Origin of the sequence: Pseudomonas sp. NPDC090755 (assembly GCF_044769005.1) — a bacterium.
Classification (GTDB): domain Bacteria; phylum Pseudomonadota; class Gammaproteobacteria; order Pseudomonadales; family Pseudomonadaceae; genus Aquipseudomonas.
Window position 1 is genome coordinate 119,147 of the sequence record NZ_JBIVXC010000003.1, and the last position, 24,235, is coordinate 143,381.

The 24,235-nt window shown below is 58.6% G+C and carries 24 protein-coding genes and 1 tRNA gene; 11 read left to right on the plus strand and 14 right to left on the minus strand.

Annotation, left to right across the window (positions count from 1 at the left end; all coding sequences use genetic code 11):
• Nucleotides 1–171: 171 nt before the first annotated feature.
• From aguB to ACIQUS_RS07475, 3 genes are all read left to right on the plus strand, one after another.
• Nucleotides 172–1,050, plus strand: a complete 879-nt coding sequence (gene aguB / locus ACIQUS_RS07465; protein ID WP_403044947.1) for an N-carbamoylputrescine amidase — start codon at nucleotides 172–174, stop codon at nucleotides 1,048–1,050.
• Between the two features lie 60 nt (nucleotides 1,051–1,110).
• Nucleotides 1,111–2,217, plus strand: coding sequence for an agmatine deiminase (aguA, locus tag ACIQUS_RS07470; RefSeq protein WP_403044950.1), 1,107 nt, complete (start codon nucleotides 1,111–1,113; stop codon nucleotides 2,215–2,217).
• A 183-nt stretch (nucleotides 2,218–2,400) separates the two neighbouring features.
• Nucleotides 2,401–2,601, plus strand: coding sequence for a hypothetical protein (locus tag ACIQUS_RS07475; RefSeq protein WP_403044952.1), 201 nt, complete (start codon nucleotides 2,401–2,403; stop codon nucleotides 2,599–2,601).
• Nucleotides 2,602–2,750: 149 nt separating this feature from the next.
• Here the strand turns inward: ACIQUS_RS07475 and ACIQUS_RS07480 are convergent, their stop codons facing one another.
• Nucleotides 2,751–4,853, minus strand: a complete 2,103-nt coding sequence (locus ACIQUS_RS07480; protein ID WP_403044955.1) for a TonB-dependent receptor — start codon at nucleotides 4,851–4,853, stop codon at nucleotides 2,751–2,753.
• 380 nt (nucleotides 4,854–5,233) lie between these two features.
• On the opposite strand from ACIQUS_RS07480, the gene ACIQUS_RS07485 reads away from it, so the two are divergent.
• Complete coding sequence (locus ACIQUS_RS07485) at nucleotides 5,234–6,535, plus strand: OprD family porin (protein ID WP_403044958.1); 1,302 nt, start codon at nucleotides 5,234–5,236, stop codon at nucleotides 6,533–6,535.
• Between the two features lie 29 nt (nucleotides 6,536–6,564).
• Here the strand turns inward: ACIQUS_RS07485 and ACIQUS_RS07490 are convergent, their stop codons facing one another.
• Nucleotides 6,565–8,229 (minus strand): FMN-binding glutamate synthase family protein, encoded by a 1,665-nt coding sequence (locus tag ACIQUS_RS07490; protein WP_403044962.1) that lies wholly within the window; start codon nucleotides 8,227–8,229, stop codon nucleotides 6,565–6,567.
• A gap of 255 nt (nucleotides 8,230–8,484) precedes the next feature.
• Here ACIQUS_RS07490 and ACIQUS_RS07495 point away from each other — a divergent pair, with 255 nt between their 5' ends.
• The 5 genes from ACIQUS_RS07495 (at nucleotide 8,485) to ACIQUS_RS07515 (ending at nucleotide 12,068) form a co-directional block, all read left to right on the plus strand.
• A complete protein-coding gene (locus tag ACIQUS_RS07495) occupies nucleotides 8,485–9,687 on the plus strand; it encodes an MFS transporter (RefSeq protein ID WP_403045394.1) in 1,203 nt (400 codons plus the stop codon).
• Between the two features lie 60 nt (nucleotides 9,688–9,747).
• Nucleotides 9,748–10,743, plus strand: a complete 996-nt coding sequence (gene rfaD, locus ACIQUS_RS07500) for an ADP-glyceromanno-heptose 6-epimerase (RefSeq protein WP_403044964.1) — start codon at nucleotides 9,748–9,750, stop codon at nucleotides 10,741–10,743.
• Between the two features lie 283 nt (nucleotides 10,744–11,026).
• Nucleotides 11,027–11,344: a DUF3077 domain-containing protein gene (locus ACIQUS_RS07505; RefSeq protein ID WP_403044966.1), complete on the plus strand. Its 318-nt coding sequence runs from the start codon at nucleotides 11,027–11,029 to the stop codon at nucleotides 11,342–11,344.
• Between the two features lie 204 nt (nucleotides 11,345–11,548).
• The gene (locus tag ACIQUS_RS07510; protein WP_403044969.1) at nucleotides 11,549–11,788 is read left to right on the plus strand and encodes a type II toxin-antitoxin system RelB/DinJ family antitoxin; all 240 of its coding nucleotides are present in this window, start codon (nucleotides 11,549–11,551) and stop codon (nucleotides 11,786–11,788) included.
• A complete protein-coding gene (locus ACIQUS_RS07515; RefSeq protein ID WP_403044972.1) occupies nucleotides 11,778–12,068 on the plus strand; it encodes a type II toxin-antitoxin system RelE/ParE family toxin in 291 nt (96 codons plus the stop codon). Before ACIQUS_RS07510 ends, ACIQUS_RS07515 begins: the two co-directional genes overlap by 11 nt.
• Before the next feature lie 1,097 nt (nucleotides 12,069–13,165).
• On the opposite strand, the gene ACIQUS_RS07520 is transcribed toward ACIQUS_RS07515, so the two are convergent.
• The 7 genes from ACIQUS_RS07520 to ACIQUS_RS07550 all read right to left on the minus strand — a co-directional run bounded on the left by ACIQUS_RS07520 (nucleotide 13,166) and on the right by ACIQUS_RS07550 (nucleotide 18,418).
• Nucleotides 13,166–13,597 carry a hypothetical protein gene (locus ACIQUS_RS07520; RefSeq protein WP_403044975.1) on the minus strand — a complete coding sequence of 144 codons (432 nt, stop codon included), beginning with the start codon at nucleotides 13,595–13,597 and terminating at the stop codon, nucleotides 13,166–13,168.
• A gap of 519 nt (nucleotides 13,598–14,116) precedes the next feature.
• Complete coding sequence (locus tag ACIQUS_RS07525; protein ID WP_403044978.1) at nucleotides 14,117–15,946, minus strand: retron Ec67 family RNA-directed DNA polymerase/endonuclease; 1,830 nt, start codon at nucleotides 15,944–15,946, stop codon at nucleotides 14,117–14,119.
• 838 nt (nucleotides 15,947–16,784) lie between these two features.
• Nucleotides 16,785–16,860: transfer RNA gene (locus ACIQUS_RS07530), tRNA-Thr, on the minus strand.
• A gap of 97 nt (nucleotides 16,861–16,957) precedes the next feature.
• Nucleotides 16,958–17,200, minus strand: coding sequence for a hypothetical protein (locus tag ACIQUS_RS07535; protein ID WP_403044981.1), 243 nt, complete (start codon nucleotides 17,198–17,200; stop codon nucleotides 16,958–16,960).
• A 24-nt stretch (nucleotides 17,201–17,224) separates the two neighbouring features.
• A complete protein-coding gene (locus tag ACIQUS_RS07540; RefSeq protein ID WP_403044983.1) occupies nucleotides 17,225–17,605 on the minus strand; it encodes a hypothetical protein in 381 nt (126 codons plus the stop codon).
• Nucleotides 17,606–17,623: 18 nt separating this feature from the next.
• Nucleotides 17,624–17,830: a helix-turn-helix transcriptional regulator gene (locus ACIQUS_RS07545; protein ID WP_285863790.1), complete on the minus strand. Its 207-nt coding sequence runs from the start codon at nucleotides 17,828–17,830 to the stop codon at nucleotides 17,624–17,626.
• 9 nt (nucleotides 17,831–17,839) lie between these two features.
• Nucleotides 17,840–18,418: a hypothetical protein gene (locus tag ACIQUS_RS07550; RefSeq protein ID WP_403044986.1), complete on the minus strand. Its 579-nt coding sequence runs from the start codon at nucleotides 18,416–18,418 to the stop codon at nucleotides 17,840–17,842.
• Nucleotides 18,419–18,897: 479 nt separating this feature from the next.
• Here ACIQUS_RS07550 and ACIQUS_RS07555 point away from each other — a divergent pair, with 479 nt between their 5' ends.
• Nucleotides 18,898–19,257, plus strand: coding sequence for an SMR family transporter (locus ACIQUS_RS07555; RefSeq protein ID WP_403044989.1), 360 nt, complete (start codon nucleotides 18,898–18,900; stop codon nucleotides 19,255–19,257).
• On the plus strand, nucleotides 19,251–19,580 hold the full coding sequence (mdtI, locus tag ACIQUS_RS07560) for a multidrug/spermidine efflux SMR transporter subunit MdtI (RefSeq protein WP_403044992.1): 330 nt from the start codon (nucleotides 19,251–19,253) through the stop codon (nucleotides 19,578–19,580). The genes ACIQUS_RS07555 and mdtI overlap by 7 nt, the downstream gene beginning before the upstream one ends.
• Before the next feature lie 239 nt (nucleotides 19,581–19,819).
• On the opposite strand, the gene ACIQUS_RS07565 is transcribed toward mdtI, so the two are convergent.
• Genes ACIQUS_RS07565 through ACIQUS_RS07585 form a run of 5 tightly spaced genes read right to left on the minus strand, consistent with a single transcriptional unit; the run spans nucleotide 19,820 to nucleotide 24,073 of the window.
• Nucleotides 19,820–21,040, minus strand: a complete 1,221-nt coding sequence (locus tag ACIQUS_RS07565) for a methyltransferase (RefSeq protein ID WP_403044994.1) — start codon at nucleotides 21,038–21,040, stop codon at nucleotides 19,820–19,822.
• Between the two features lie 45 nt (nucleotides 21,041–21,085).
• Entirely contained in the window at nucleotides 21,086–21,775 is a 690-nt protein-coding gene (locus ACIQUS_RS07570) for an ABC transporter permease (RefSeq protein WP_403044996.1), read from the minus strand.
• On the minus strand, nucleotides 21,772–22,467 hold the full coding sequence (locus ACIQUS_RS07575; RefSeq protein ID WP_403044999.1) for an ABC transporter permease: 696 nt from the start codon (nucleotides 22,465–22,467) through the stop codon (nucleotides 21,772–21,774). The genes ACIQUS_RS07570 and ACIQUS_RS07575 overlap by 4 nt, the downstream gene beginning before the upstream one ends.
• A 57-nt stretch (nucleotides 22,468–22,524) precedes the next feature.
• Nucleotides 22,525–23,286 (minus strand): ABC transporter substrate-binding protein, encoded by a 762-nt coding sequence (locus tag ACIQUS_RS07580; RefSeq protein ID WP_403045001.1) that lies wholly within the window; start codon nucleotides 23,284–23,286, stop codon nucleotides 22,525–22,527.
• 13 nt (nucleotides 23,287–23,299) lie between these two features.
• Nucleotides 23,300–24,073 (minus strand): ABC transporter ATP-binding protein, encoded by a 774-nt coding sequence (locus ACIQUS_RS07585; protein ID WP_403045004.1) that lies wholly within the window; start codon nucleotides 24,071–24,073, stop codon nucleotides 23,300–23,302.
• Nucleotides 24,074–24,235: the final 162 nt, after the last annotated feature.

The following is a 24,235-nucleotide window of genomic DNA, read 5'->3' on the forward strand; positions in this document are numbered from 1 at the left end:
GAGCCGGTTAAGTCGATTGTTATCGGCTTAACCGGCTTTTTTGTATCTTAAATTTTCTTTTAATCGCTACCAAAGCCGATATTTATCGGATATAAATGCCTCCAGCATCACTTTCTGTCATCGGTCGTCTGGCCTATTCAGGCGGCCTGGTTACCTTTCGAGGAGGTTTTCATGAGCCGCACCGTCACCGTCGCCGCCACCCAGATGGCCTGCACCTGGGATCGCCAGGCCAACCTTGCCAACGCCGAGAAGCTGGTTCGCGAAGCGGCCGCCAAGGGCGCGCAGATCATCCTGATCCAGGAACTGTTCGAAACCCCGTATTTCTGCCAGAAGCCGAACCCGGACTACCTGCAACTGGCCACGCCGGTCGAAACCAACGCCGCCATCGAGCACTTCCAGGCCCTGGCCAAGGAGCTGCAGGTGGTGTTGCCGATCAGCTTCTTCGAGCTGGCCGGGCGTGCTCGTTTCAACAGCATCGCGATCATCGATGCCGACGGCAGCAACCTGGGCGTGTACCGCAAGACCCACATCCCGGATGGCCCTGGCTACCACGAGAAGTACTACTTCAACCCGGGCGACACCGGCTTCAAGGTCTGGCAGACCCGCTACGCGAAAATCGGCGTGGGCATCTGCTGGGACCAGTGGTTCCCGGAGTGCGCCCGCAGCATGGCACTGCTGGGTGCCGAAGTGCTGTTCTACCCGACCGCCATCGGCAGCGAGCCGCATGACAAGACCATCTCCTCGCGCGATCACTGGCAGCGTGTGCAGCAGGGCCATGCCGGCGCCAACCTGATGCCGCTGATCGCCAGCAACCGCATCGGCACCGAAGAGCAGGACGGCTACGACATCACCTTCTACGGCTCGTCGTTCATCTCCAACCAGTTCGGTGAAAAAGTCCAGGAGCTCAACGAGACCGAAGAGGGCGTGCTGGTGCATACTTTCGACCTCGACAAGCTGGAGCACACCCGCAGCGCCTGGGGCACTTTCCGTGACCGCCGTCCAAACCTGTACGGCCCGGTGAAGACCCTCGATGGCGCGCTGGAATCCTGATCATTCAATGACCTCGACGCGGGCCGCAGTGCCGGCGTCGGGCCTTGCAAAGGTTCACTCATGAAAACTCTGACCAGCACCCCGCGCGCCGACGGCTTCCATATGCCAGCCGAATGGGCGCCGCAAACCCAGGTCTGGATGGTCTGGCCCGAGCGGCCGGACAACTGGCGCCTGGGCGGCAAACCGGTACAGGCCGACCACGTGACGCTGGCCAAGGCCATCGCCCGTTTCGAGCCGGTGACCGTGGCCGTTTCGGCCGCCCAGTACGACAACGCCCGCGCGCGCCTGGATGCTCCGAACATCCGCGTGGTGGAAATCAGCAACGACGACGCCTGGGTGCGTGACACCGGCCCGACCTTCGTCATCAACGACAGCGGCGAAGTCCGTGGCGTGGATTGGGGCTTCAATTCCTGGGGTGGTTTCGAGGGCGGCCTGTACGCGCCGTGGAACCGCGACGAGCAACTGGCCAGCAAGGTGCTGGAAATGGAACGTTGCCAGCGCTACCACACCGAGGGCTTCGTGCTTGAAGGCGGCTCGATCCACGTCGACGGTGAAGGCACCCTGATCACCACCGAAGAATGCCTGCTCAACCACAACCGCAACCCGCACCTGAACCGCGAGCAGATCGAAGCGGTGCTGCGCGATCACCTGGCGGTGGACACCATCATCTGGCTGCCCGATGGCCTGTACAACGACGAGACCGACGGTCACGTCGACAACTTCTGTTGTTACGTGCGCCCGGGCGAAGTGTTACTGGCCTGGACGGATGATTCGCAAGACCCCAACTATGCACGCTGCCACGCCGCACTCGAGGTGCTGCAGAACAGCCGTGACGCCAAAGGTCGCCCGTTTATCGTGCACAAAATGCCGATTCCGGGACCGCTGTACGCCACTGAAGAAGAGTGCGCAGGCGTCGATCCGGTGGCCGGCAGCCAGGAGCGCAACCCCTCGGTTCGCCTGGCCGGTTCCTACGTCAACTTCCTGATCGTCAACGGCGGCATCATCGCACCGAGCTTCGACGACCCGGCAGATGCCGAGGCTAGAGCGATTCTGTCGCGTGTGTTCCCCGAGCATGAAGTGGTCATGATTCCGGGCCGCGAGATGCTGCTGGGCGGTGGCAACATCCACTGCCTGACCCAGCAGCAGCCGGCACCCGCCAAAGGCTGAATCCGAGCACGATGAAAGCCCGTCCCAGGACGGGCTTTTTTATTGGGGGAACGACAATCGGTGTGTGTGCTGGCACACCTCTTGTATTTGTTTTGCATTGTATTTCAAACAGATAGGGCAGCACTGTTCTGTCACAAAGTTTCAGTAGGTTAGCCGCTCACGGCCCCGGGAGTACGTGTCGAAATGAATGCAGTAAGTGAGCCGGCTTCGCCCCCATCGGCAATGAATCACGACGCGCTGCGGCGAGTGGCGCAGTGGTTGAAGAACAATGGAGCCAACCGGGTCAGGAAGACCGAACCACGACGTGCATTGCTGGCACGCTATCCAGCAGGGCTGATTACCGATGCAGAGCTTGAAGCGCTGCTGGGTGACAGTGCCAGCTGATTGGTCCGGCGAAAATACAAGAAGGGCGGCACTGCTTGCGCAGTGGCCGCCCTTTTTTCATGCCCTTGCGACCGCTTCGCGGTCGATCGCAGGCTTCGCCAGCTCCTACAGCCTTGTGGGAGCTGGCGTAGCCTGCGATGGGCGCACCATCAGAAGCTGTAGGTCCCCGTCACGACCAGGCTGCGCGGGTCGCCGAACTGGATCTGCGCGGCACTGGTGGCTGAGCTGTAGTAGGTCTTGTCGGTGATGTTGTTCAACGCCGCACGCAGGTCCCAGTCCTTGGTACGGAAGCCGGCCAGGGCGTCCCAGCGACCGTAGCCCGGCAGCACGGCGGTGTTCTGGTTGTCGGCATAGCGCTCGCCGACCAGGGTCAGGCCGGTTTCGCCGTACCAGCCCATTTCCGGTTTCCAGGTCACGAACAGGCTGCCGTTACGCTTGGCGACGTTGCTCACACGGTTGCCTTCCTGGCCGTTGTTGTCCTCCACAATAGTGGCGTCCTGCAGGCCGATGCCGCCGCGCACATACCAGTTGCCGACGATATTGCCGGTGGCGGTCAGCTCCACCCCGCGCGAGCGCTGCAGGCCGGTCAGCAGGGTGATGCCCGGGTTGTTCGGGTCGCTGGTGCGGCGGTTGTAGAGCTCCAGCTCGTAGATGGCCAGGGTGGTGCTCAGGCGGTCGTCCAGCCAGTCGCTCTTGACCCCGATCTCCTTCTGCCGGGTTTCCTCCGGGCTGGTTTCGTTGGCGTTGCCGGCGGCGCCTGGGGTAATACCGATCAAGCCACCGCCCACGGGGGAGAAGGTCTTGCTCCAGGAGGCGTAGAAGGAGTGATCCTGCCACGGCGAATAGACCACACCCAGGCGCGGGCTGGTGCTGTCGCTATCCTGCTGCTCGGAAATACCCCGCAGCTTGTTGGTGGTCTCCACTTCGAAGCTGTCGAAGCGAACGCCCGCCAGCACCTGCCATTGATCATTCAGGCGAATCTGGTCCTGGACATACAGGCCACGGCTGTCGACCACGGTGTGGTTGTTGCTGGACACCACCATGGTGCCGGTGTGCTGCAGGTCGCGGTTGGGGTTGTTCAGGTCCAGGCTCGGTACCGGACGGGCACCGGGGCCCGAGGTGGCCGCAGTGTAGAGCAGCGGGTCGCGGCGCTGGTTGCCGAACTCAAGGCCGGTCAGCAGGGTGTGCTGCAGGCCGAAGGTGTCGAAGTGGCCTTCCAGTTCGAGATTGTTGAACAGGTTGCGGGTGTTGAGGTCCTGCTGCCAGCGCTGGCGGGTCACCTGGTTGGTGGTGGCGTTGTAGCCGGTCTGGTAGGTGTTGTCGAAGTCGCTATTGAGCTTGAACAGGCCCAGGGTGTGGCGTACCTGCCAGTTGTCGCTGAGCTGGTAGTTCAGGCGCGAGCGCAGCGACTGCGCCTTGTCGTCGATGAAGTCGCGCTGGGTGTCGCCGTAGGTGGTGTCGCGACCGACGTCGGCCGGGCGGCCGTTGACGCTGGGAATGCCACGGTCGGGGGTGCGGTTGTAACGGCTGTATTCGTATTGCACCAGCCAGTTCAGGTCCGGGGTCAGCTGCCAGCTCATGGACGGCGCGAACAGCTGGCGGCTGCCGTCGATGCCGTCGCGGAAGCTGTTGTTGTCCTGGTTGCCCATGTTCAGGCGCAGGCTGATGGTGTCGCTCGGATCGGCGCTCAGGTCGGCATACAGGCTGCGCAGGTCTTCGCTGCCGCCCTGGGCTTCGATGCTCGAGCGCCGGCCAGCTTCGGGCAGCTTGCTGACGCGGTTGACGATGCCGCCCTGGCTGCCACGGCCGTACAGCACTGCGGCCGGGCCCTTGAGTACCTCGATCCGCTCGATGTTGTGCAGGTCGCGCACGTACTGGCTGTCGTCGCGGATGCCGTCCAGGTAGAAGTCGTTGCTGGCGTCGAAGCCGCGGATGCGCACGCTGTCGAAGCGGGTATCGGCACCGCTGCTGACGTTGGGAATACCGCTCAATGCCTTGCCCAGGTCATTGGTGCCGTACTCCAGCACATTACTGGTCTTCACCGAGTCGATGGCCTGGGGCACATAGCGCGCCGGGGTCGAGGTGCGGGTGGCGGTGGTGACCTCCTGGACCCGTGGATCATCCCGATCGCGTTCGCTTTCGGCGGTCACCGAAAGCTCGGGCAGGGTGGTACTGGCGGCGAAGGCCAGGCCGGAACTGAGGAACAGGGAGACACCCAGCGACAAGGGTGACAGGCGGCAAGGGGCAGGCATGAAAGACATCCGCGAGGGTTTTAGTGTTTGGAAGGTAGAAAAATTGGGCGCGAATGATAATGCTTGCTATTTACTTGTGTTAATTGTTTCTCGTTTGCTCTTGCGCGTATTTGTTTCTAAATATTTCAAGGTGTTAAAGTGCTGAAAGAAAATCGGTTTTTGCGTCTTTTCACGATTTTTTGACACATTGATCCGCACGCGGATAGGATTCGATCAACGCCTGTAGGCCCATCGGCCAAGAGTCCAGAATAAAAAGGCCCGCTGCGAGAACTCGCATGCGGGCCTTTTCATTTCAGACCCGTGAGCGTCAACCCACGCAGGGGGCGTGGTTTCTGGCGTCGGCTGCAGAGCGTCTTTGACTAAGCAATAAGGAAAATAAAATGTTGAAAACCAGGATCAGCCTGATCGCGCTGGGGCTTATGGCGGCGACTCAGGCCATGGCCAATGACCAGGCCGCAGCCAAAGGCTTTGTAGAAGACAGCAGCGCCAGCCTGTTGCTGCGCAACGGATTCATCAACCGTGACAAAAAGCACGGTACCCAAGACCAGAGCGAGTGGGGCCAGGCCTTCATCGGCAAGTTCTCCTCCGGCTACACCCAGGGCACCGTCGGTGTCGGCGTGGACGCCTTCGGTCTGTACGCCGTGCGTCTGGACGGTGGTAAAGGTCGCAACGGCGGCGGCGGTATCGACTTCTTCAAACCGGGTGATGGTGACTCGCCAACCAACCCGCAGAACTCCCCGCACAACCTCGCCCGTGGTGGCGCGGCCGTGAAATTCCGCATCTCCAACACCGTGCTCAAGTACGGTGACCAGATGCCGGAACTGCCGGTACTGCAGTACGACGACGGTCGCCTGCTGCCGGAAAGCTACACCGGTACCCTGCTGACCTCGCGTGAAATCTCCGGCCTGGAACTGAACGCCGGTCGTTTCACCCAGGAAGCCCGCAAGAGTGCCGAAGGCCGTGACAGCGGTGGCCTGAAGTCGATCAACGTGTTCGGCGGCAGCTACAAGTTCACCGAAAACCTGTCGGCCTCCCTGTACACCTCCGACGTCGAAGACGTGCTGAAGAAGCACTACCTGGGCGTGAACTACGTTCACCCGTTCACCGACGACCAGTCGCTGACCCTGGACTTCAACGGCTACAAGTCGGACATCGACAAGAAGTACGTTTCCGCCGCAGGCCTGACCGGTGACTCCAACACCATCTGGAGCCTGGCCGCCACCTACGCCTTCGGTCCGCACTCTATCACCCTCGCGCACCAGCGCAGCACCGGTGACACCGGCTACCAGTACGGCTTCTACCAGAACGCCGGCGGCGTGGGTGACGGTGGTTCGACCATCTACCTGGCCAACTCCTACTGGTCCGACTTCAACGCCGAAGACGAGCGTTCCTGGCAGCTGGCCTACGGCCTGGACTTCGGCGCCTTCGGCGTGCCGGGCCTGACCTACAAAGTGGCCTACGTGCGTGGTGACAACATCAACACCCACGGCTTCGGCGAAGGTACCGAGCGCGAAATCTTCAACCAGTTCAAGTACGTGGTTCAGGAAGGCCCTGCCAAGGACCTGTCCGTCAAACTGCGTGGCTCGTTCCTGCGTACCTCCGAGAGCGTTCGCCTGAACGGCTACAACGACGACGGCAACGAAGTCCGCGTATTCGTCGAGTACCCGATCAGCATCTTCTGATTGCGGCTCGCGTCCCGAACAACCCCGGCCTAGGCCGGGGTTGTTTCTTTTCGGCGTATGGCCGGCTTGCTCGCCACCCCCTCGCCCGTCTCCGGTTCGAAGCTGTCGCTGCGGGCCATCCGCCACATCCGTGCATAGAACTCACTGTCGATCGAGCCGCTGAGCAACTCACCGGGCTTGAGGAACACGTGCAGCTGGGAAAACAGGCGAATCTCGCTGGCGTTGATGCGCCGCACCAGGTGCTTGGGCTTGAGCTGCGAGGGGTGGTCGAGCCCGGCAGCGGCGAGCATCTCGGCCAGGGCGTGCAGGGTGTTGCGGTGCAAGCTGTAGACCCGCTCGGCCTTGTCCGGCACCACCAGCGCCCGCTGGCGCAGCGGGTCCTGGGTGGCCACGCCGGTCGGGCACTGGTTGGTGTGGCAGCTTTGCGACTGGATGCAGCCAATGGCGAACATGAAGCCACGTGCCGAGTTGACCCAGTCCGCACCGATGGCCAGCACGCTGGCAATGTCGAAGGCACTGACAATCTTGCCGGCGGCGCCAATGCGCACCTTGTCGCGCAGGTTCAGGCCGACCAGGGTGTTGTGCACGAACATCAGGCCTTCGCGCATCGGCACGCCGATGTTGTCGCTGAACTCCCGTGGGGCGGCGCCGGTGCCGCCTTCCTTGCCGTCGACGACGATGAAGTCCGGCACGATGCCGGTCGCCAGCATGGCCTTGGCGATGCCCATGAACTCCCAGGGATGACCCAGGCAGAACTTGAAACCCACGGGTTTTGCGCCGGACAACTCACGCAACTGTGCAATGAACTGCAGCAACTCCACCGGGGTGCGGAAGGCGCTGTGGGCGGCGGGTGATATGCAGTCTTCGCCCATCATCACCCCGCGGGTGGCGGCGATTTCGGCACTGACCTTGTGCGCGGGCAGTATGCCGCCATGCCCGGGCTTGGCACCCTGGCTCAGCTTGATTTCGATCATCTTCACCTGCGGATCGCGGGCCTGCTCGGCGAAGCGTTCGGGGTCGAAGCGGCCCTCGGCGGTGCGGCAGCCAAAGTAGCCACTGCCGATTTCCCAGATCAGGTCGCCACCGTGTTCGCGGTGATAGGGGCTGATACTGCCTTCCCCGGTGTCATGGGCGAAGCGTCCGCGCCTGGCGCCCTGGTTCAGCGCGGCGATGGCATTGGCGCTCAGGGCGCCGAAACTCATTGCCGAGATATTGAAGATCGACGCCGAGTAGGGCTGGCGGCACTGCGGGCCGCCGATGGCGATGCGAAACGACGCAGGGTCGGGGGTATCGCTGGGCAGCATCGAATGGCTGATGAACTCGAAGCCCGGGCGATAGACATCGTTAAGGGTGCCGAAGGCCTTCTCGGCGCTTTCATTCTTGGCCCGGGCGTATACCAGCGAACGCTGGGCGCGGGAGAAGGGCAGCTTGTCGTCATCGCCTTCGAGCAGGTACTGGCGGATTTCCGGGCGGATGGTTTCGATCAGGTAACGGATATTGCCCAGGATCGGGTAGTTGCGCCGCACCGAGTGATGGGTCTGGCGCAGATCGTTCAGGCCCACCAGGCTGAGCAGGGTGCAGATCAGGGTCAGGGGCCAGAGCCAGGTGTGGGTTGCGAGAAAGAACGGGCTGATGCAGGCGAAAAGCAGGCAGCCGACCAGGCAGGCGTAGCGGCTGGGTAGCGAGGCTTTCATGGATCTTCCGCTGATGTGAGAGATCCTTCCTAGGATAGGGGAAGCGCCTGGGTGGAAAACCCGTGATTTCGGTAAAACACTTTTATGGACGGCGTGCTTGACCCGGCGGGCGCCTGCGCAGGCAAAGTGCAGCGGCGATAGTTCGCTGCGGCCTTAACCCAACTCCGGCAGTTGTATAACCGCCGCCTGCGTTTGCCGTGCTACAACGCGGCTTCCGTCTTTTTCGAGTGCCGCCGCGTGAACTCCACAACCCGCATGCCAGTGGCCGGGCAGGGCTTTGGCCTGCTCTGCCTGGCCAGTTACCTGTTGTCGTTGTCCTACGGTTCGACCTTCCTGCTGTCATTGCTGGTCGGCACCCGTGGCGGCAATGAACAGGATGCGGGGCGGATCATTTGCGTGGCGATGCTCAGCACGGTGGTCGCCGTGCTTGGCAGTGGTCACCTGGCCGATCGCCTGGGCTCGGCACGGGCCATCGCGCTTTCGGCGGCTTGCCTGGTGGCTGCCTGCCTGGGCTTTGCCTTGATCCCCGGCACGGGAGGCGGCTTGATGCTTTGCGGCCTGGTGCTGGGCCTGGGTTGGGGGGCTTTCTACACCCTGGGGCCGATCCTGGTGGCCGAGCGGGTCGAGCTTCAGCGACGCACCCACTGCTTCGCCCTGCTGTCGGGCAGCATGATGAGCGGCATCGGTTCGGCGCCGCTGGTGGGCAAGCTTGCCAGCCTGTTCGACTTGCCGGTGCAGGTGGCCTTCCACGCCGCTGCGCTGGCGGCGCTCCTCGGGCTGCTGATCTTCAACCACCTGGCCCGCCAGCCGCAGCCGTCTTCCAGCCGTGTCGGCATCAGTCGCAGCGCCAGTGCCCGGGTGCTGGGCTCACCGGCGCGCTGGCCGATCCTCATGGTCGGCCTGGGCGGCGCAATATTCGGTGGCCTGGGGAGTTTCCAGACCTCCTATGCCGCGGCGCGTGGCCTGGACTATTCGCTGTTCTTCATCGGCTTCATGAGCGCGGCGATCAGCTGTCGCCTGCTGGTCGCCGGTTGGGTGGTCAAACGCGATGCCTACCGCGCCTCCTGCCTGCTCACCGGGTTTATCGTCCTGGCGGTGCTGGGGTTCGGCTGGTGGGTGCAGGACAACCTCGGCTACCTGCTGGCGGCCGCCTTGCTGGGTGTCGGCTATGGCCTGAACTACTCGGTGATCAACGGCCTGGCGGCCAACCAGGCGGCTGCCGGATACACGCCGCAAGCCTTGCTGCTGTTCAGCCTGGCGTATTTTCTCGGTGTGTTCGGCTTTCCCTGGCTGGCAGGGCAACTGATTGTCAGCGGCGGCACCGATGCCATGCTGGTGGCCTTGCTGATCGTGGCCGTGCTGAATTGGTTGATCAGCTGCGCTCGCTTGTTCGGGCGCTGGCGCTCGACCCTTGGCGCGAGTGGCGATGATATGTCGCCATTTATTGATCCTGATTAAATTTTGTTCAATTCGCTCGCCGTAGACTGCAGCCTCCTCACCCTAAGCAGGGGACAAGGCATGACCATCATTGTCACCGGCGCAGCCGGCTTTATCGGCAGCAACCTGGTCCAGGCCCTCAACCAGCGCGGCGAAACCGAGATCATCGCCGTCGACGACTTGAGCGATGGCGACAAGTTTCGCAACCTTGCCGACAGCGAGATCGCCGACTACCTGGACAAAGGCGACTTCCTCGAACGCTTTGCCCGCGGCCAGTTCGGCAAGGTCCGCGCCGTACTGCACCAGGGCGCCTGCTCCAGCACCGTCGAAGGTGACGGGCGTTTCATGATGGACAACAACTACCGCTTCAGCCGCGACCTGCTCGATGCCGCCCAGAGCCTGCAGGTGCCGATGCTGTATGCCTCGTCGGCAGCGGTGTATGGCGCCGGCAGGGACTTTCGCGAACAGCGCGAAAGCGAGCGGCCATTGAACGTCTATGGCTACTCAAAATTCCTCTTCGACCAGCGCGTGCGCCGGCAACTGCCGACGGCGCGCAGCCAGATCGTAGGCCTGCGCTACTTCAACGTCTACGGCCCCCACGAACAGCACAAGGGCGCCATGGCCTCGGTGGCCCTGCACTGCATCAACCAGTACCAGGCCCACGGCAAGGTCAGCCTGTTCGGCAGTTATGGTGACTACCCCGCGGGTGGGCACCTGCGCGACTTCGTGGCGGTGGAGGATGTGGTCAGGGTCAACCTGTTCTTTCTCGATCGTCCGCACCTGAGCGGTATCTTCAATGTCGGCAGCGGTCGCGCCCAGCCGTTCAACGACGTGGCCCTGGCGGTGATCAACTGCCTGCGTGAGCGCGAAGACCAGCCGCCGCTGTCGCTGGAGATGGCGTTGCTTGAGGGGATTCTGGAATACAGCGAGTTTCCGGATCACTTGCGGGGCAAATACCAGTGCTACACCTGTGCGGATCTGGAGGCGTTGCGGGAGGTGGGCTATCGCGAGGCGATGTTGACGGTGGAGCAGGGGGTGGCGCGGTATTGCGAGTGGTCTCAGAGAGCGATGATGTGAGCAGCATGCCTGCTTGCCTACGGTCCTGATGAACGTTAGGCTTCTGCGGTCGCTGCTAATCAGCGATCGGGTTTGGTCGCCCGCTTGAACAGAAGACGTTACAGCGTCCAATTACGAATACTGACGATTTGATCGTCGGTAACTTCGTTTTATGGCAGCTGTGCGTGGGAGGCTTCGTGCCTGCCAGGTTTGTCTTTTGTCCTGGTCGACCAACCTGCGTACAGCTGCCACCCAACTTGCTTGGTCGCAGGCGGTGACGGCTCCATCAAAAGAGACGATCGCAATGACAAAAAAGATAGTTCCCGATCCCCCGCAATCCCTCCTAGGCAAGACTGCCGCAACCCCTTTCGGCTCCTGTGGCGCCGGACACCCACCTCTGTTCGCCGTACGTGACGGTATCGAAGCCGAAGATGCCCTGGTCCATGCTTCGCTGTTACTGCAAGGCATCTACGATACGGCCCAGCAGGCGTGCGAGCACATCGACGGCTTGCCCAAGAAAGGCTTGCTCTGGTCTACCCTGCATTCCGCCGAAATGGCCAAGGGCCTGGTAGATGCCGTGCTGGATGGCCTGGAAAACGAAGCCTTGAACCGCAAAGCCTGACACAACCGGGGGTAGGAGCGGGCTTGCCCCGCGATGCGATGTGACTGACAGCACGCAATCGCGGGGCAAGCCCGCCCCTACAGAAACAGGTGATTTCTGGGTATTCCGGGCTGGGCGCTCCGTCGGCCTGTCAGCAGGTCTGCTTGCTCATTGAGCCACTTTGGGTCACTGTAAAGACTATTGTCATTACACGAGGCCGATGCCATGGCGTCTATCAATGTTCGTATCGACGACGAGCTTAAAGCACGCGCCTACCGCGAGCTTGAAAAGCTTGGTGTCACCCCTTCTGAGCTGATGCGCCAAGCCTTGCAGTATGTGGCAGAGCGTGGGCAGCTTCCCTTCAAACCGGTCTTGATGACTGAAGAGGATGAAGCGCTTTTCGCAAAGGTTCGAGAACGACTTGCCGCACCCCAGAGGGTGAAGGTTTCGCTGGATGATCTATAGCCTTGAATTCGATGCGCGAGCGCTGAAGGAATGGCACAAGCTCGGCGACACGGTTCGCCAGCAGCTTAAGAAAAAGCTCGCTGCGGTTTTGCTGAATCCACGAATAGAGGCCAATCGGCTTCATGGCTTACCCGATTGCTACAAGATCAAGCTGAGTAGCAGTGGGTATCGGCTGGTTTACCAGGTGATAGACCAGGAGGTGGTGGTGTTTGTGGTTGCGGTGGATAAGCGTGAGCGGGAGCAGGTCTACCGTAAGGCGGCTGAGCGACTAGGGGACTGAGCTTGTTGGCCCAGAGGCAAATCCTGACGCGCAAACAAAAAAGGCCCACCTTGCGGTGAGCCTCTTTCTACTGCGTATGGTGCCGGCACCAGGAATCGAACCCGGGACCTACTGATTACTTTTCAGAGACGGAAGAAAATACATATTGATATGTAGCTGCCGAAATCCCCCATCTCCATGCGAGCCATTGCGGTCAGCCATTTCTGGTTGAGCCGCAGTCTCGCATTTCTTGCGTGTGCGTAACTCGTTTCCATGGCTAGTCAACAAGGTGATTTGTGCGCGGCCAGTCGCTCATCAGATTGCCCTCGTGCGTGTACTGCTCTCAAAAGTCTTGAGCGTCATTGCTGATTGATTCAGAAATCTGAGTGAGTAAGGCCCAGAATCTTCAACCGCGTGCCAAGGCGGGTTTGTTGAAATAGGCCTCAGGACGAGGAGGTGAACCATTGAGACTCATCCTAGGCATCTAGATAGAAATCCTGAAGAAACGGTATATCAGTCCTACGAGAGCGCTTGATGACATGACGCCCACAGAAATGCTTATAGATTGGAATGCTACCCCTTGAAGCTCCCCCAGATGAAATCGGAGATTCAGCTCGCGCGCGTACTGCTCCGAAAAGTCTACAAAAAAGTATTGGAACGCTAGAAAATCAGCTGGTAAGTCCATGTGCAGAGTCCGCTGCCGTATTGGCTGGAGCGTCCATTTATTTTTACCCTAACGCCGCTGTTCTGGACGTTTCGGTTCCGCCAATCTCGGATCATTTTGAGTCTCGGTACTTTCGGAAAGCTGACTGAAAAGCACATCTATACCATAAGGCCAAGTGACCGCTTCTTCGGTTAGGATGGCCCAAAGTAAATCAAGAAGCGCCTTTGGATGTCGTCTTGCAATGTTACTACCGGGCTCGGCGGTCAAAAACGAGCCAATTCGTAATGATGCGCTATGTGCTGGAACGAGTCTTGGAAGGATTGCCTCCACGATATCTGGAAACCGGTCGGGTATAGTAAGCGCGAAATCAGCAAGACGCGCGGACGACTGATGTCGTGCGGACGTCACGTTGACGAGGCCATACCTGGGTTAGAAATGGAACTACGCGATCACCTCATTCGCTTTCAGGCTCAAGAGTCCAGCGTTCGAGATACCAGAGAACCTGCGTACGCAATTCCTCGCCAGCATGTATCAGGATCTCACGCATTTCTACGTTAGTGATTAAGCGCTCGGAATCTAGTGCGTCCTGATCATCGCCCCAACCGGCTAACAGCAGCGCTGCTAGAGCATTTGCATGGTTCCGGCTGTTACCTGATTGGCGCGCAAGAGCAGTGAATCCAGGTTCCAGCATCAGATAAAGGGAGCGCTGTGGTTGTTGAGCACGCCATAAGTACCCATGCCCAGATGCCATGCTGTCATCTTTCTCTCCGCCTGAGAGTGATAAAATCTGAGCCTCAGTCCAATTAGGATAAGTCTGGAACAGCCAATTGAGATGGGGAGAGATCATCACTACGGTGTGTGGCCGATAATCACCAGGCAGATTCAAAAGCTGCTTGAGTCAACGTTTCCAACTATCCGAGAGGCCTGCGCACGGCATGAATGTAATCTTCGCAGGATCTTTAAATAGCGCTTCAACCATGTGCCCAACAGGACCATTTAAGCCCTCGTCTACCCATGCCCTGTCAGATCGTGGGTACCGTTTCACCTCCGGAGCAGTCATCAGTGCTACGACAGTAGCATCCCAAACCAAGTCGAAAATAACTGGAAGTTCCGAGAGTAGTCGCGCCGCATGCTTCCTTAATCATGCCGAGCATTCAAAGCGCTTAGCTGAGATTTTGAATGGTTTGCGGTGGATCGGGCAGTGGGGAATGTGCGGATTCAGGGGGCGCGGTTGATACAACCTTGTTGTTGAGGGTGTGCCAATGGGCAACCCACCATTTTTACGATGAGGCGAAACTCAGGTATCAACCCTGTCTAATGAAAAGAATTAGATGACCGGCCAGATAAGCCAGTAATAATTTCCATCTTTAGACGGCCAACAACCAAACTAAAAACCTAAATCTAACTATTTTATTTTATCGTAGTGTTCCAGACACTGAACAATTCGATCAAGAAGAATTTTGAAGCCAGAAAAGTCTATACTACTTTTTTTCGCCAAAACTACCTTTTTGGCGAAAATCTCCTTACCATAATGAGTGTCTGTGTCAATCTTGTTAGCTGGTTTGAATTTCTTTCCACCGACCTGTTCATCGAGTGTTGCACGAGTGAAAAGATCTTCGATCGCCGAGTCGGTGCCTGCAGCATTACGTGGAGTAACTACAATATAAAGATTTCTAACAACATGTATAAAATCTGCTGTCCGATATCCTTCCTTACCGGATGCGCTACCGAATGCCTCCGCTTTTTTCTTAATCAACAAACTATTTATGTCATTAAAGCCGGTATCATTATCCAAAACAATAATAACTGGATGCTGTGGCTTAGGTGCCTTATAAAAGCGACATTGTGCATCGAAGCTTTCAATGAATGACTTCAGATACGAAGACCCACCATACAGCTGAAGCAAGAATCTTGTACGCTCAGTGTAATTATAGAAAGAAACCAGCAACTGATAAGCGGCAGTAACTGTTTTTGGCTTGGCTAATTTTGGATAATTAGACACAAGCATATTAATCGCGGATTTCAGATAAATATTATCTGTTTTACCCTCGCAGAGAATAGTCGGCTTTTCATTTGCATAAAACGCACGATAATACAAAAACCTGCTAAAAGTAGTTTCTCTACCGCTAAGTAGCTCGCGCGTATTTATCGCATGTTTGGACAGCGCGTACTCAGGATTTAGCGCAGGCTTTTGACGAAGACGATTATAATAATCGACCTGATCAATAAAATTTAACCTACCTTCCAATTCATTGATATTACCGACTACTTCCTCATCGTTAATTTTCGTAACAAAGCTACCGCTTTTAAACAGCAAGTGACATTGAGATCTAACTGTACGCCAATACTCGCACTTGACATTCGGCTTCTTGTTTGCAACAAGCCCAGTTACGTCTTGACGAGAGGAATTGTACTGAATACGAGTTTTTTTCGAATTCAGACTAAAACCTGCCTTCGTGATCTCGTGCGTCAATTGGCTTCCGGCAGTATAACTTCCGCTTTCCTCACTCATAATCTGAGGGGGGAAAATTTTCTCGCGTGTCGAAAATGTAATGTCATCGGCATATCTAGAGTATGTACAAGAATGCTCGAATGCTAACTTTGCGAGACTAATATCTAAAGAATGAGTAATCAAATTAGTTATTACGGGTGAGCTAGGACTCCCCTGAGGGAGTTTATTATCATAACAAGCAATCTGGGCGATTACAGTTGCGACATTTGGATCAAGCTGGAAATGCCTATTTGATATGAAAAAACCTCTAACACGCCCAAAATTAAAACTGTCAAAAAAGTTTTGCAGATCCACATTAAGAACGTTTTTCTTATGCAGGTGCATCATTGCATTGGTAATAATTGATCGATTTCGGACAAAGCCGTGCGAAAGCGTAGGCGTAAAAACATATTCTAAAGGCTTTTTTTTCTTGCTATCCAGCAGCTTTTCTTTCTTGCCTTTAACAAAGCGATCTAGGTGTGGTTTTCCGGGCTTTGATTTATTTATGTCGTCGATACAATCCAGAAGGAGATCCGACAAGGAAGACTGTATTACCTTCAGTCGATCCGATGGTGAGTGAATAGTACGATCACCACCACTTTTTTTAGGGATTTTGAAGGAAACATATTGCGTAGGAGGTTTCAGCACATATAAGACATATGTGAGCTCAGATGCCCTTACGCCTAAAAGTCGAGCAAGTTCAGGCTTTGTCCGTACAGCTCGAAGAGCGTCGATTTTTCTCATATTGGGTACTGAGCTGAGTAAAAAGGGTGGCTTATGGGCACTCCTTCGCAAACTTGGAGGGACTCTTAAGCAGAGAGGAGCCTCATAGGAGCAGTCTTTCGGACATTGTTACCACTGATCGCGATCCGCGATCCAAAATCTGCCCATAAGCCAAGCGCAAAGCTATCGTATTGCCATCACTTTCGCAACCACCAAACAAGGCTCAGGGTTAGGATGTTCGTGAGCCGATCAAAAAGCACAAAAGCACTTTTCACCCTCCCGCAGACGGGGCTGAAGGATTATTTTTTGCAAGCGCGGACTCGCATTGAAGCTCTCTGGAGTCGATCGTCATTTTAGAGTTCCTTTCCTACCGGCTAAGCGCTTCGAGATGTACTGCAAGCCTTCGGTTTCCGCAATGTGTTTCCTCTGTTGAGAGGAAAGCTTAGCGGCTCGGGCCATTGTGCAGATCGGCGAATCGCTCCTGCTATTTCGTTCGCGCACGTACCTGTTAAGAAGCTCCGAGTACTGAAGTTACTTTCGATTGGCGTTCATGAGGAATTTGTCGGCGGCGCGCTCCAAAGCTCTTTTGTAAGCTCCGACGATTGCTTCTCTGTCTGGGCCGACGATTTCTCGTAGCGAGGCCGACAGATTGCTAAGCGCGAAAGATTGATTTGGGTGAAGCGGTGGAGGCGCACGGGGATCGCAGCTTTGTATAGCAGGCCTGATAGGGCCAGCTTACATGACCTCGACGAGAAAATAGTCAGTCGAAATCACCGACGATTTATCTGAAACGTAACCCCGACGTAACCCCGAGGTAGAAATGAAAAAAGGCCCGCATCGCTGCGAGCCTTATTCAATATGGTGCCGGCACCAGGAATCGAACCCGGGACCTACTGATTACAAGTCAGTTGCTCTACCATCTGAGCTATACCGGCACAGGGGCGTCATTATAGCGATCGGTTTGCGTCTGTAAACCACTTCTGCAAGATTCGTTGCGATGCCCGTTTTCAACCACTATCGCTGGGGGTTTTCCTACCAGCCGCGGTGCAATGTCGTGGCACTGGGTTCGGTTTTGGTCGGGTCGAACAGCAGTGGCTTGTGGTCGTGGCATCCGCGCTTGTTGCAGTGGGTGTAAGGCTGGGCCGGCAAGCCCTGGTCGTCCAGGATTTGCATCTGTGGCATGTCCCAAGCGGTTGCGGGCGCAGGGTTTGCGCCGCTGCAGCCGGCCAGGGTCAAGAGCACGGCGAGCAGGGCGATAGGGTGAAAGGTGTTCACGGTGAGGTCCGAGCTCCGAAGGTTTCAGTCTTTGTTCAGTACGCGGGTGATGGTGCCGCCGCAGGCCTGGTAGCAGCTGTCGTAGTCGTTGCCGCAGGCATAGCTTGCGCCGCTGTTGAACGGGTAGCTGGGGTAGTAGCAGCTGTTGCGCGCGTCTTTCTTGCTCTTGCCGGCCTGGCAGTGCTGGTAGCTTCTGAGGTTGGCCTGGTACAGGGCCTGGTCGCTGTTTTCCTGCAGGCGGGCCATCTGTTTGCAGTGGTTGCGTTCGGTGGCGCAGCTGTTGATGCAGTTCATGCCCATCATGCTGGGCGGCGGGGAGTATCTATAGCTGTAGCTGGGGCCGCAGCCGCCGAGCAGGGCGACAGCCAGCAGCAGCGCGGTGCGCCACGTGTGTGAAGTGCTCACGAGTTGCCAGTTCCTTGATCATTCTTCGCTGAACTCCAGCAGGTCGCCTGGCTGGCAGTTCAATGCGCGACAGAGCTTGTCCAGGGTCTCGATCTTGAAACCCTTGATCTTGCCGTTTTTCAGCAACGACAGGTTCGCTTCCGTAATCCCGATAATTTCGGCCAGATCCTTGGAGCGGATCTTGTTCTTGGCCATGACCACGTCGAGGCGGATGATTATCGGCATAGGGGGAAGCTAGACATAACAGTTGTGTTCATCGCTGATGGTTTTGGCGTCACGCATGAGGAGTGAAAAGGCGCAGAGCAATATCCCTTTCATGATCTCGTAAACCGCCACGGATGATACACCGATCGATACGCTGAAGCTTCTTTCCCCGGCCGGCAGGTCGATGGCGAAGGCCAGGCCCTGGAGCGTGCCGATCAAGGGCCAGAGCATCGGTGTGCAGAGGCACAGCAGGCCCACCCACCACAGCAGCCGGATGTTCGGGGCGGTCCAGGTCTGGCCTCGGGACAGGCGCATGAAGAACAAGCCGGTGAACAACAGCGCCAGTGCCGACAGGCTGCTGGGAATCAGTTCCAGGGCCAGTACCAGGCCAAGTGCCAGGGTGGAGGGTTGATAGTCCGGTGCCAGCAGCAGCGGCATCTGTTCGCCGTAGCTTTGCAGGTAGGCGCTTTGTACCTGGGCCTTGTCGAACATCCATAGCAGCAGGTTGCCGCCGAATTCGACCACTGCGGTCGTCCAGGCCAGGAGTGCGGCGAAAGCGCCGATCAGGCGAAGACGCGAACGCGCGTAGGCCACTGTTTTGCTGTCCATTGATTGCCTCCGTTCAGGGTTGAGCGGCGGGCATTATTTTCTAGAAATTATCGTAATACAATAATTAATTGTTGTATTTGTATGGGTGCGGCGATTTGACTCGATTGGGGATGGGGTGTCGCAGGGGGGGCTTTCGCGGGGCAAGCCCGCTCCTACAGCTGGGGGAATTCGGGCGGGTAATATAATTTACGAAGCTTTCAGCAGCCTTTAAGGGCTTTTAACTGAATACGGGCTTAAAAGCGCGAAATTTAATTAGTAATTTTCTATCGTTTTGACTTTTGCGATGCCTTGAGTTAATTTATTGTTCATTATGTTGAACAGTAAAGCGTTTCCGCTCTTCACCTCCCGCCTGGTTTCCCGTGAACGTCACTGGACCGGCGATCTTTAGCGCCTCCCCCGACAAACAGCTTTTTTCTCTCTTTTTGTCTGTAGCCGTCGCCGTTCGCGCGTACGGTCTGTGTCGCCCGTGGGAGGGCATCATGCGTTCCTGGATCTATTTGTTTATCGCCATCATCGCTGAGGTGATCGGCACGGCGTCGATGAAATTCGCCGCCAGTCATTACCCGATTCTTGGTCATGCGCTGATGTACGCCATGATCGGTCTGTCGTACTTCTTCCTGGCCCTGGCGGTAAAACGGGTGCCGGTGGGTGTTGCCTACGCCTTGTGGGAAGGGATCGGTATCGTGCTCATCACTCTGGTCAGCGTCACCTGGCTGGGCGAAAGCCTGGGCCTGCTCAAGGCCGTGGGCCTGGGGGTGATGATCGCCGGTATCCTGCTGGTCAAGGCCGGTACCCGCGCCGCACCTGCAGAGCGTAACGGGGAGGCCTTGCCATGCTGAGCATGAACTGGATTCCCTTCGCCTGGCTGGGGCTGGCGATCGTGCTGGAAGTGGTCGCCAACCTGTTGCTCAAGTATTCCGATGGCTTTCGCCGTCGTGGCCTGGGTATCGCCTCGATTCTCTGTGTGCTGGCGGCCTTTACCGCGCTGGCCCAGGCCGTTCGTGATATCGAACTGTCGCTGGCGTATGCCATCTGGGGTGGCTTCGGCATCATGGCGACCGTGGCCATGGGCTGGGCCCTGTTCGGCCAGCGCCTGGCCGGTCGCGGCTGGTTGGGCCTGGTGTTGTTGCTGGCAGGTATGAGCCTGCTGAAACTGGCCTGATTTTGCGGCTTAGAGCCATTTGCTAAATGGCTTATGCACAAGGCGCGTGCCAGACCGGTTGGACGTTCATCCGGCCAGTACGCGCCGTTGGTCTTTGCGCAAATGGCTGTTTTTGCTGGTTATCAGCGGTTGGGTAAAAAACAATCAATCGCAGAAAGCGCTTGGATCCAAGGTTTTCACGGTTTTTTTCAAAGGGTTTCCCACAGACTTATCCACAGGCTGCGCACAGCGCCAGGTCACTACTGGCGTTCGGCCAGAAGCATCAGGTTGCGCGGCGTCAGGGGCTGCTCGCAAAACACCCCGAGCTGTACCTGGTAACCCTGCTCCTGCAGGTACAGGGCGCGATCGAGCACCAGCCACAGTTCCAGCGGGCGGCGGAACAGGTTGCGCAGCAGCTCCAGGTTGCGGACTTCAGCCAGGCGCTGCCAGCCCGCCGCCTGGAGCGCATTCCAGTCAAGTTGTCGGTCGATCTGCAGACCCTTGAGGGAGGCCAGTTCACGGCAGTAGTCGGCGAAGGGCTTGTGCAGCCAGCTGACCGGCAACGACGGCGTCGGCAGGTATTCATCCGTATTGCGCAGCTGACGTTGCAGCAGGTCGAAGCCCAGGCGCCGGGCCATCGACTCGTCGCGCTGGCGGCGCACCCGTGCGCCCGCGGTAACGGTTTCGCTCAGCGGCAGGCCCAGGTCATCGATGGACAGTTCCAGTGCCGATGCGCTGGCGGCGGTGGACAGCGGCTGGTACTGCGACGCCCGGGTGCGGTTGTAGCAGCAGGGGGCGATCGCCAGTTGCCGGCAGCCATGGCGGCTGGCCAGTTGCATCAGGCGCACATGCAGGTCACCACAGGCGTGCAGGGCGACGGTGGTGTGGGTGTTGTCCAGGTGGCGGCCGGCGTCATCGGCCAGCACGTCCTGCAGCAGGTGTTCGGCGTGCAGGCCATGATGCTGGCTCAGTTGTTGGCCCGCCTCGACCAGTGCCGGGTCATATTCCAGGCAGGTCAGTCGCTGCCTGTCACCTTGCAGCAGGCGGCGGCCGAGATGGCCTTTGCCTGAGCACCAGTCGAGCCAGTGTTGTGCTGGGCGAACAAAGTTCAGGTGGCTGGCGAAGGCTTCGATCTGCTGCCACTTGCGTCCCGGCACGTCGACGTTCAGGCGACGGCTCGCTGCTGGCAGAGCGATTGTGGGTAACTCACCGATTTCGCCAAGCGCCCTGGCGCTGCTGGCCAGTTGTGGAAACGGTGCAGGGGCGGCGAGCTGGTCGGGGTGGTTGTGCGCCGCTTCGGCTTCGTCCAGCGAACGCTTGCGCAGCCAGCTGGCCAGGGCCGGATGCTCGGTTTCCCAGGGCAGTTGCAGCTCGGTGAAGGGGCGCGGCCGCCACAATGCCTGGTGCGCGCACAGGAAACTGTCCAGGGCCTGGAAGCGGCTGAGCAGTTGGGCATTTTCGAGTGGGCGGGGAGTATTCATGGTCGGTCATGAAAACGGGGCTGTGATCAGCCCCGTTATACAGGTTTAGCGACCCTGGCAGGCGTCGACGCGCAGCCAGCGTTCAAGTTGCTTGAACGCCTGCACCAGCAGGAACGAGATCAGCAGGTAGAACAGGCCGGCGGCGAAGAAGATCTCCACCGGCAGGTAGGTACGGGCGATGATGGTCCGGGCCATGCCGGTCAGTTCCAGCAGGGTCACGGTACTGGCCAGGGCGCTGGCCTTGAGCATCAGGATCACTTCGTTGCTGTAGGCCGGCAGGCCGATCCGTGCCGCCCGTGGCAGCATGATGTAGAACAGCGCCTTGGCCCGGGACATGCCCAGCGCACGCGCCGCTTCGATCTCGCCACGGGGGATGGCCTGCAGTGCGCCGCGCAGGATCTCGGCGATGTAGGCGGCGGTGTGCAGGGTCATGGTCAGTACCGTGCACCAGAACGGATCACGCAGGTAGGGCCACAGCGAACTGTTCCTGACCGCGTCGAACTGGGCCAGGCCGTAGTACACCAGGAACAGCTGGACCAGCAGTGGCGTACCACGGAAGAAGAAGATGTAGCCGAAGGGCAGGGCGCGCACGTACCAGTGCCGCGACGAGCGGGCGATACCCAGCGGAATGGCCAGGATCAGGCCGGCGATGACGGCGATGGCCACCAGTTCCAGGGTCAGTGTGGCGCCCTGGGCCAGGCGTGGCAGCCACTTGATGATGACTTCCCAGTTCATTGGTTGGCCCTCGCGAAGCCGCGTGCGGCGCGTTTTTCCATGAAGTGCATGCCGGTCATGGCAAGGATGGTCAGGCCCAGGTAGATCACGGCGGCGACCATATAGAACGTGAAGGGCTGCTTGCTGACCGTCACGGCGATCTGCGAGTGACGCATGATCTCTTCCAGGCCGATCACCGAGACCAGCGCGGTGTCCTTCATCAGGATCATGAACAGGTTGCCCAGGCCCGGCAGGGCAATACGCCACATCTGCGGCAGGATCAGTCTGGAGAAGATCCGGCCTTTGGACAGGCCCAGGGCCAGGCCCGCTTCACGGTGGCCCTTGGGGATGGCCAGGATCGCACCACGGAAGACCTCTGTGGCATAAGCACCGAAGCACAGGCCCAGGGCGATCACGCCAGCGGAAAAGGCGTTGAGCTCAAGACCGGGAATATTCAGGAGTTCGCCAAGCCGGTTCATCAGGCTGACGGTGCCAAAGTAAATCAACAATACCCAGAGCAGTTCGGGCACGCCGCGAACCAGCGTGGAATAGAAGCCACCCAGCCATTGCAGGGGTTTGTACGGCGAGGTCTTGGCAAGGGCGCCAAGCAGCCCCAGTACCAGTCCCAGGCACAGGGCCGACAACGCGAGTTTGACGGTCATCAGCGTCCCGGCCATCAGGGCCGGACCGAATCCGTAAAGATCAATATTCATGGGCAGGTTTGTTCAAGGGACCGGCACCGCCTCGTGGGCGGTGCCGGTCGGGGCGAATCAATAGATGCTGAACGGGAAGTACTTGTCGTTGATCTTCTTGTAGGTGCCGTCGGCAACGATTTCCTTCAGTGCAGCGTTCAGCTTGTTGCGCAGGTCATCGTCTTTTTTGCGCACAGCGATACCGACCTTGTCGTCTTCGTTCACCGGGTCGCCTTTGAACTCGTAGTTCTTGCCGGCCTCGGACTTGAGCCAGTCGTAGTTGGCGTACTTGTCAGCCAGCAGGGCGTCGACGCGGCCTGAGGTCAGGTCCAGGTAGGCGTTCTCCTGGCCGTCATAGAGGTTGACCTTGAATTCGCCGTCCATGCCACCGTTGTCGTCCAGCCAGGTTGCGGCCTGGGTGGCGCGCTGGGTGCCGATGGTCTTGCCCTTGAGCGAAGCACGGTCGGTCTTGAAGTCGACGTTCTTCGGTGCGATGAACTGTTGCTTGTTCGAGTAGTACGGATCGGTGAAGTCGACGGCCTGCTTGCGCTCGTCGGTGATCGACAGCGACGAGACGATAAAGTCGAACTTCTTGGCGTTCAGTGCCGGAATGATACCGTCCCAGTCGGAGGTGACCACTTCACACTCGACCTTCATCTTGGCGCACAGGGCGTCGCCGATGTCCTTGTCGAAGCCGACCACCTGGCCGCTGGCATCCTTGTTGTTGAACGGCGGGTAGGCCGCTTCGATGCCCATCTTCAGTTTCTCGGCAGCCATGGCATTGGCCGAGAACACCAGCGTGGCGGCAGCGGCCAGGAGGAATTTCTTATAGGTCTGCATGCGTGTTGCTCCGTTAGCGGTTGCTGGACATGAATTGTTTACAACGCGCCGAGGTCGGGTTCTCGAAAACCTGCTGCGGCGTTCCCTGCTCTTCGACCAGCCCCTGGTGCAGGAAGACGACTTCGCTGGACACCTGGCGGGCAAATCCCATTTCGTGCGTAACCAGTAGCATGGTCCGGCCTTCGTCGGCGAGGGCGCGGATGACGTTGAGCACTTCCTGGACCATCTCCGGGTCCAGGGCCGAGGTCGGCTCGTCGAACAGGATGACCTTGGGCTTCATGGCCAGGGTGCGGGCGATGGCTGCGCGCTGTTGCTGGCCACCGGACAGTTCGGCGGGGTAGCTGTGGCGCTTGGCGTGGATGCCGACCTTGTTCAGCAACGCCTCGGCATGCTCGATGGCCTCGGCCTTGCTCTGGCCCAGCACCCGGCGTGGCGCCTCGATGATGTTGTCGAGGATGGTCATGTGCGGCCACAGGTTGAAATTCTGGAACACGAAGCCGATCTCGCTGCGCAGGCGATTGATCTGCTTGTTGTCGGCGGCGACCAGTTCGCCGTTCTTCGCCGACTTGAGCTTGAGCGCTTCACCGGCCACCAGGATCTGGCCCTGGTGCGGATTTTCCAGCAGGTTGATGCAGCGCAGCAGGGTGGACTTGCCGGAGCCGGAGGATCCCAGGATCGAGATCACGTCGCCATCGCGTGCGGTCAGCGAGATGCCCTTGAGAATCTCCTGTTCGCCGTAGCGTTTGTGCAGATTGCGGATTTCCAGCGCGGGCGTGGCCTCAGCCATGTGCGGTCCTCATGTGTTCTGGTGCGTTCCTGCCGTTGTCGGCCGTCCTGGCGAGCGCCAAGCTAGCATAGCGGTCGAATGACAGCCAACAAGGTCGGGAGGGGCAAGCGGTCAGCGGGAGGGCGGGTGTCGCATCGCTGCAGTGGACTGTCGCGCGGATGT

Coding starts and splice junctions, on each gene's coding strand:
- aguB (WP_403044947.1), top strand. CDS start 172: ATGAGCCGCACCGTCACCGTCGCCGCCACCCAGATGGCCTGCACCTGG.
- aguA (WP_403044950.1), top strand. CDS start 1,111: ATGAAAACTCTGACCAGCACCCCGCGCGCCGACGGCTTCCATATGCCA.
- ACIQUS_RS07475 (WP_403044952.1), top strand. CDS start 2,401: ATGAATGCAGTAAGTGAGCCGGCTTCGCCCCCATCGGCAATGAATCAC.
- ACIQUS_RS07480 (WP_403044955.1), bottom strand. CDS start 4,853: ATGCCTGCCCCTTGCCGCCTGTCACCCTTGTCGCTGGGTGTCTCCCTG.
- ACIQUS_RS07485 (WP_403044958.1), top strand. CDS start 5,234: ATGTTGAAAACCAGGATCAGCCTGATCGCGCTGGGGCTTATGGCGGCG.
- ACIQUS_RS07490 (WP_403044962.1), bottom strand. CDS start 8,229: ATGAAAGCCTCGCTACCCAGCCGCTACGCCTGCCTGGTCGGCTGCCTG.
- ACIQUS_RS07495 (WP_403045394.1), top strand. CDS start 8,485: ATGCCAGTGGCCGGGCAGGGCTTTGGCCTGCTCTGCCTGGCCAGTTAC.
- rfaD (WP_403044964.1), top strand. CDS start 9,748: ATGACCATCATTGTCACCGGCGCAGCCGGCTTTATCGGCAGCAACCTG.
- ACIQUS_RS07505 (WP_403044966.1), top strand. CDS start 11,027: ATGACAAAAAAGATAGTTCCCGATCCCCCGCAATCCCTCCTAGGCAAG.
- ACIQUS_RS07510 (WP_403044969.1), top strand. CDS start 11,549: ATGGCGTCTATCAATGTTCGTATCGACGACGAGCTTAAAGCACGCGCC.
- ACIQUS_RS07515 (WP_403044972.1), top strand. CDS start 11,778: ATGATCTATAGCCTTGAATTCGATGCGCGAGCGCTGAAGGAATGGCAC.
- ACIQUS_RS07525 (WP_403044978.1), bottom strand. CDS start 15,946: ATGAGAAAAATCGACGCTCTTCGAGCTGTACGGACAAAGCCTGAACTT.
- ACIQUS_RS07545 (WP_285863790.1), bottom strand. CDS start 17,830: ATGCCGATAATCATCCGCCTCGACGTGGTCATGGCCAAGAACAAGATC.
- ACIQUS_RS07550 (WP_403044986.1), bottom strand. CDS start 18,418: ATGGACAGCAAAACAGTGGCCTACGCGCGTTCGCGTCTTCGCCTGATC.
- ACIQUS_RS07555 (WP_403044989.1), top strand. CDS start 18,898: ATGCGTTCCTGGATCTATTTGTTTATCGCCATCATCGCTGAGGTGATC.
- mdtI (WP_403044992.1), top strand. CDS start 19,251: ATGCTGAGCATGAACTGGATTCCCTTCGCCTGGCTGGGGCTGGCGATC.
- ACIQUS_RS07565 (WP_403044994.1), bottom strand. CDS start 21,040: ATGAATACTCCCCGCCCACTCGAAAATGCCCAACTGCTCAGCCGCTTC.
- ACIQUS_RS07570 (WP_403044996.1), bottom strand. CDS start 21,775: ATGAACTGGGAAGTCATCATCAAGTGGCTGCCACGCCTGGCCCAGGGC.
- ACIQUS_RS07575 (WP_403044999.1), bottom strand. CDS start 22,467: ATGAATATTGATCTTTACGGATTCGGTCCGGCCCTGATGGCCGGGACG.
- ACIQUS_RS07580 (WP_403045001.1), bottom strand. CDS start 23,286: ATGCAGACCTATAAGAAATTCCTCCTGGCCGCTGCCGCCACGCTGGTG.
- ACIQUS_RS07585 (WP_403045004.1), bottom strand. CDS start 24,073: ATGGCTGAGGCCACGCCCGCGCTGGAAATCCGCAATCTGCACAAACGC.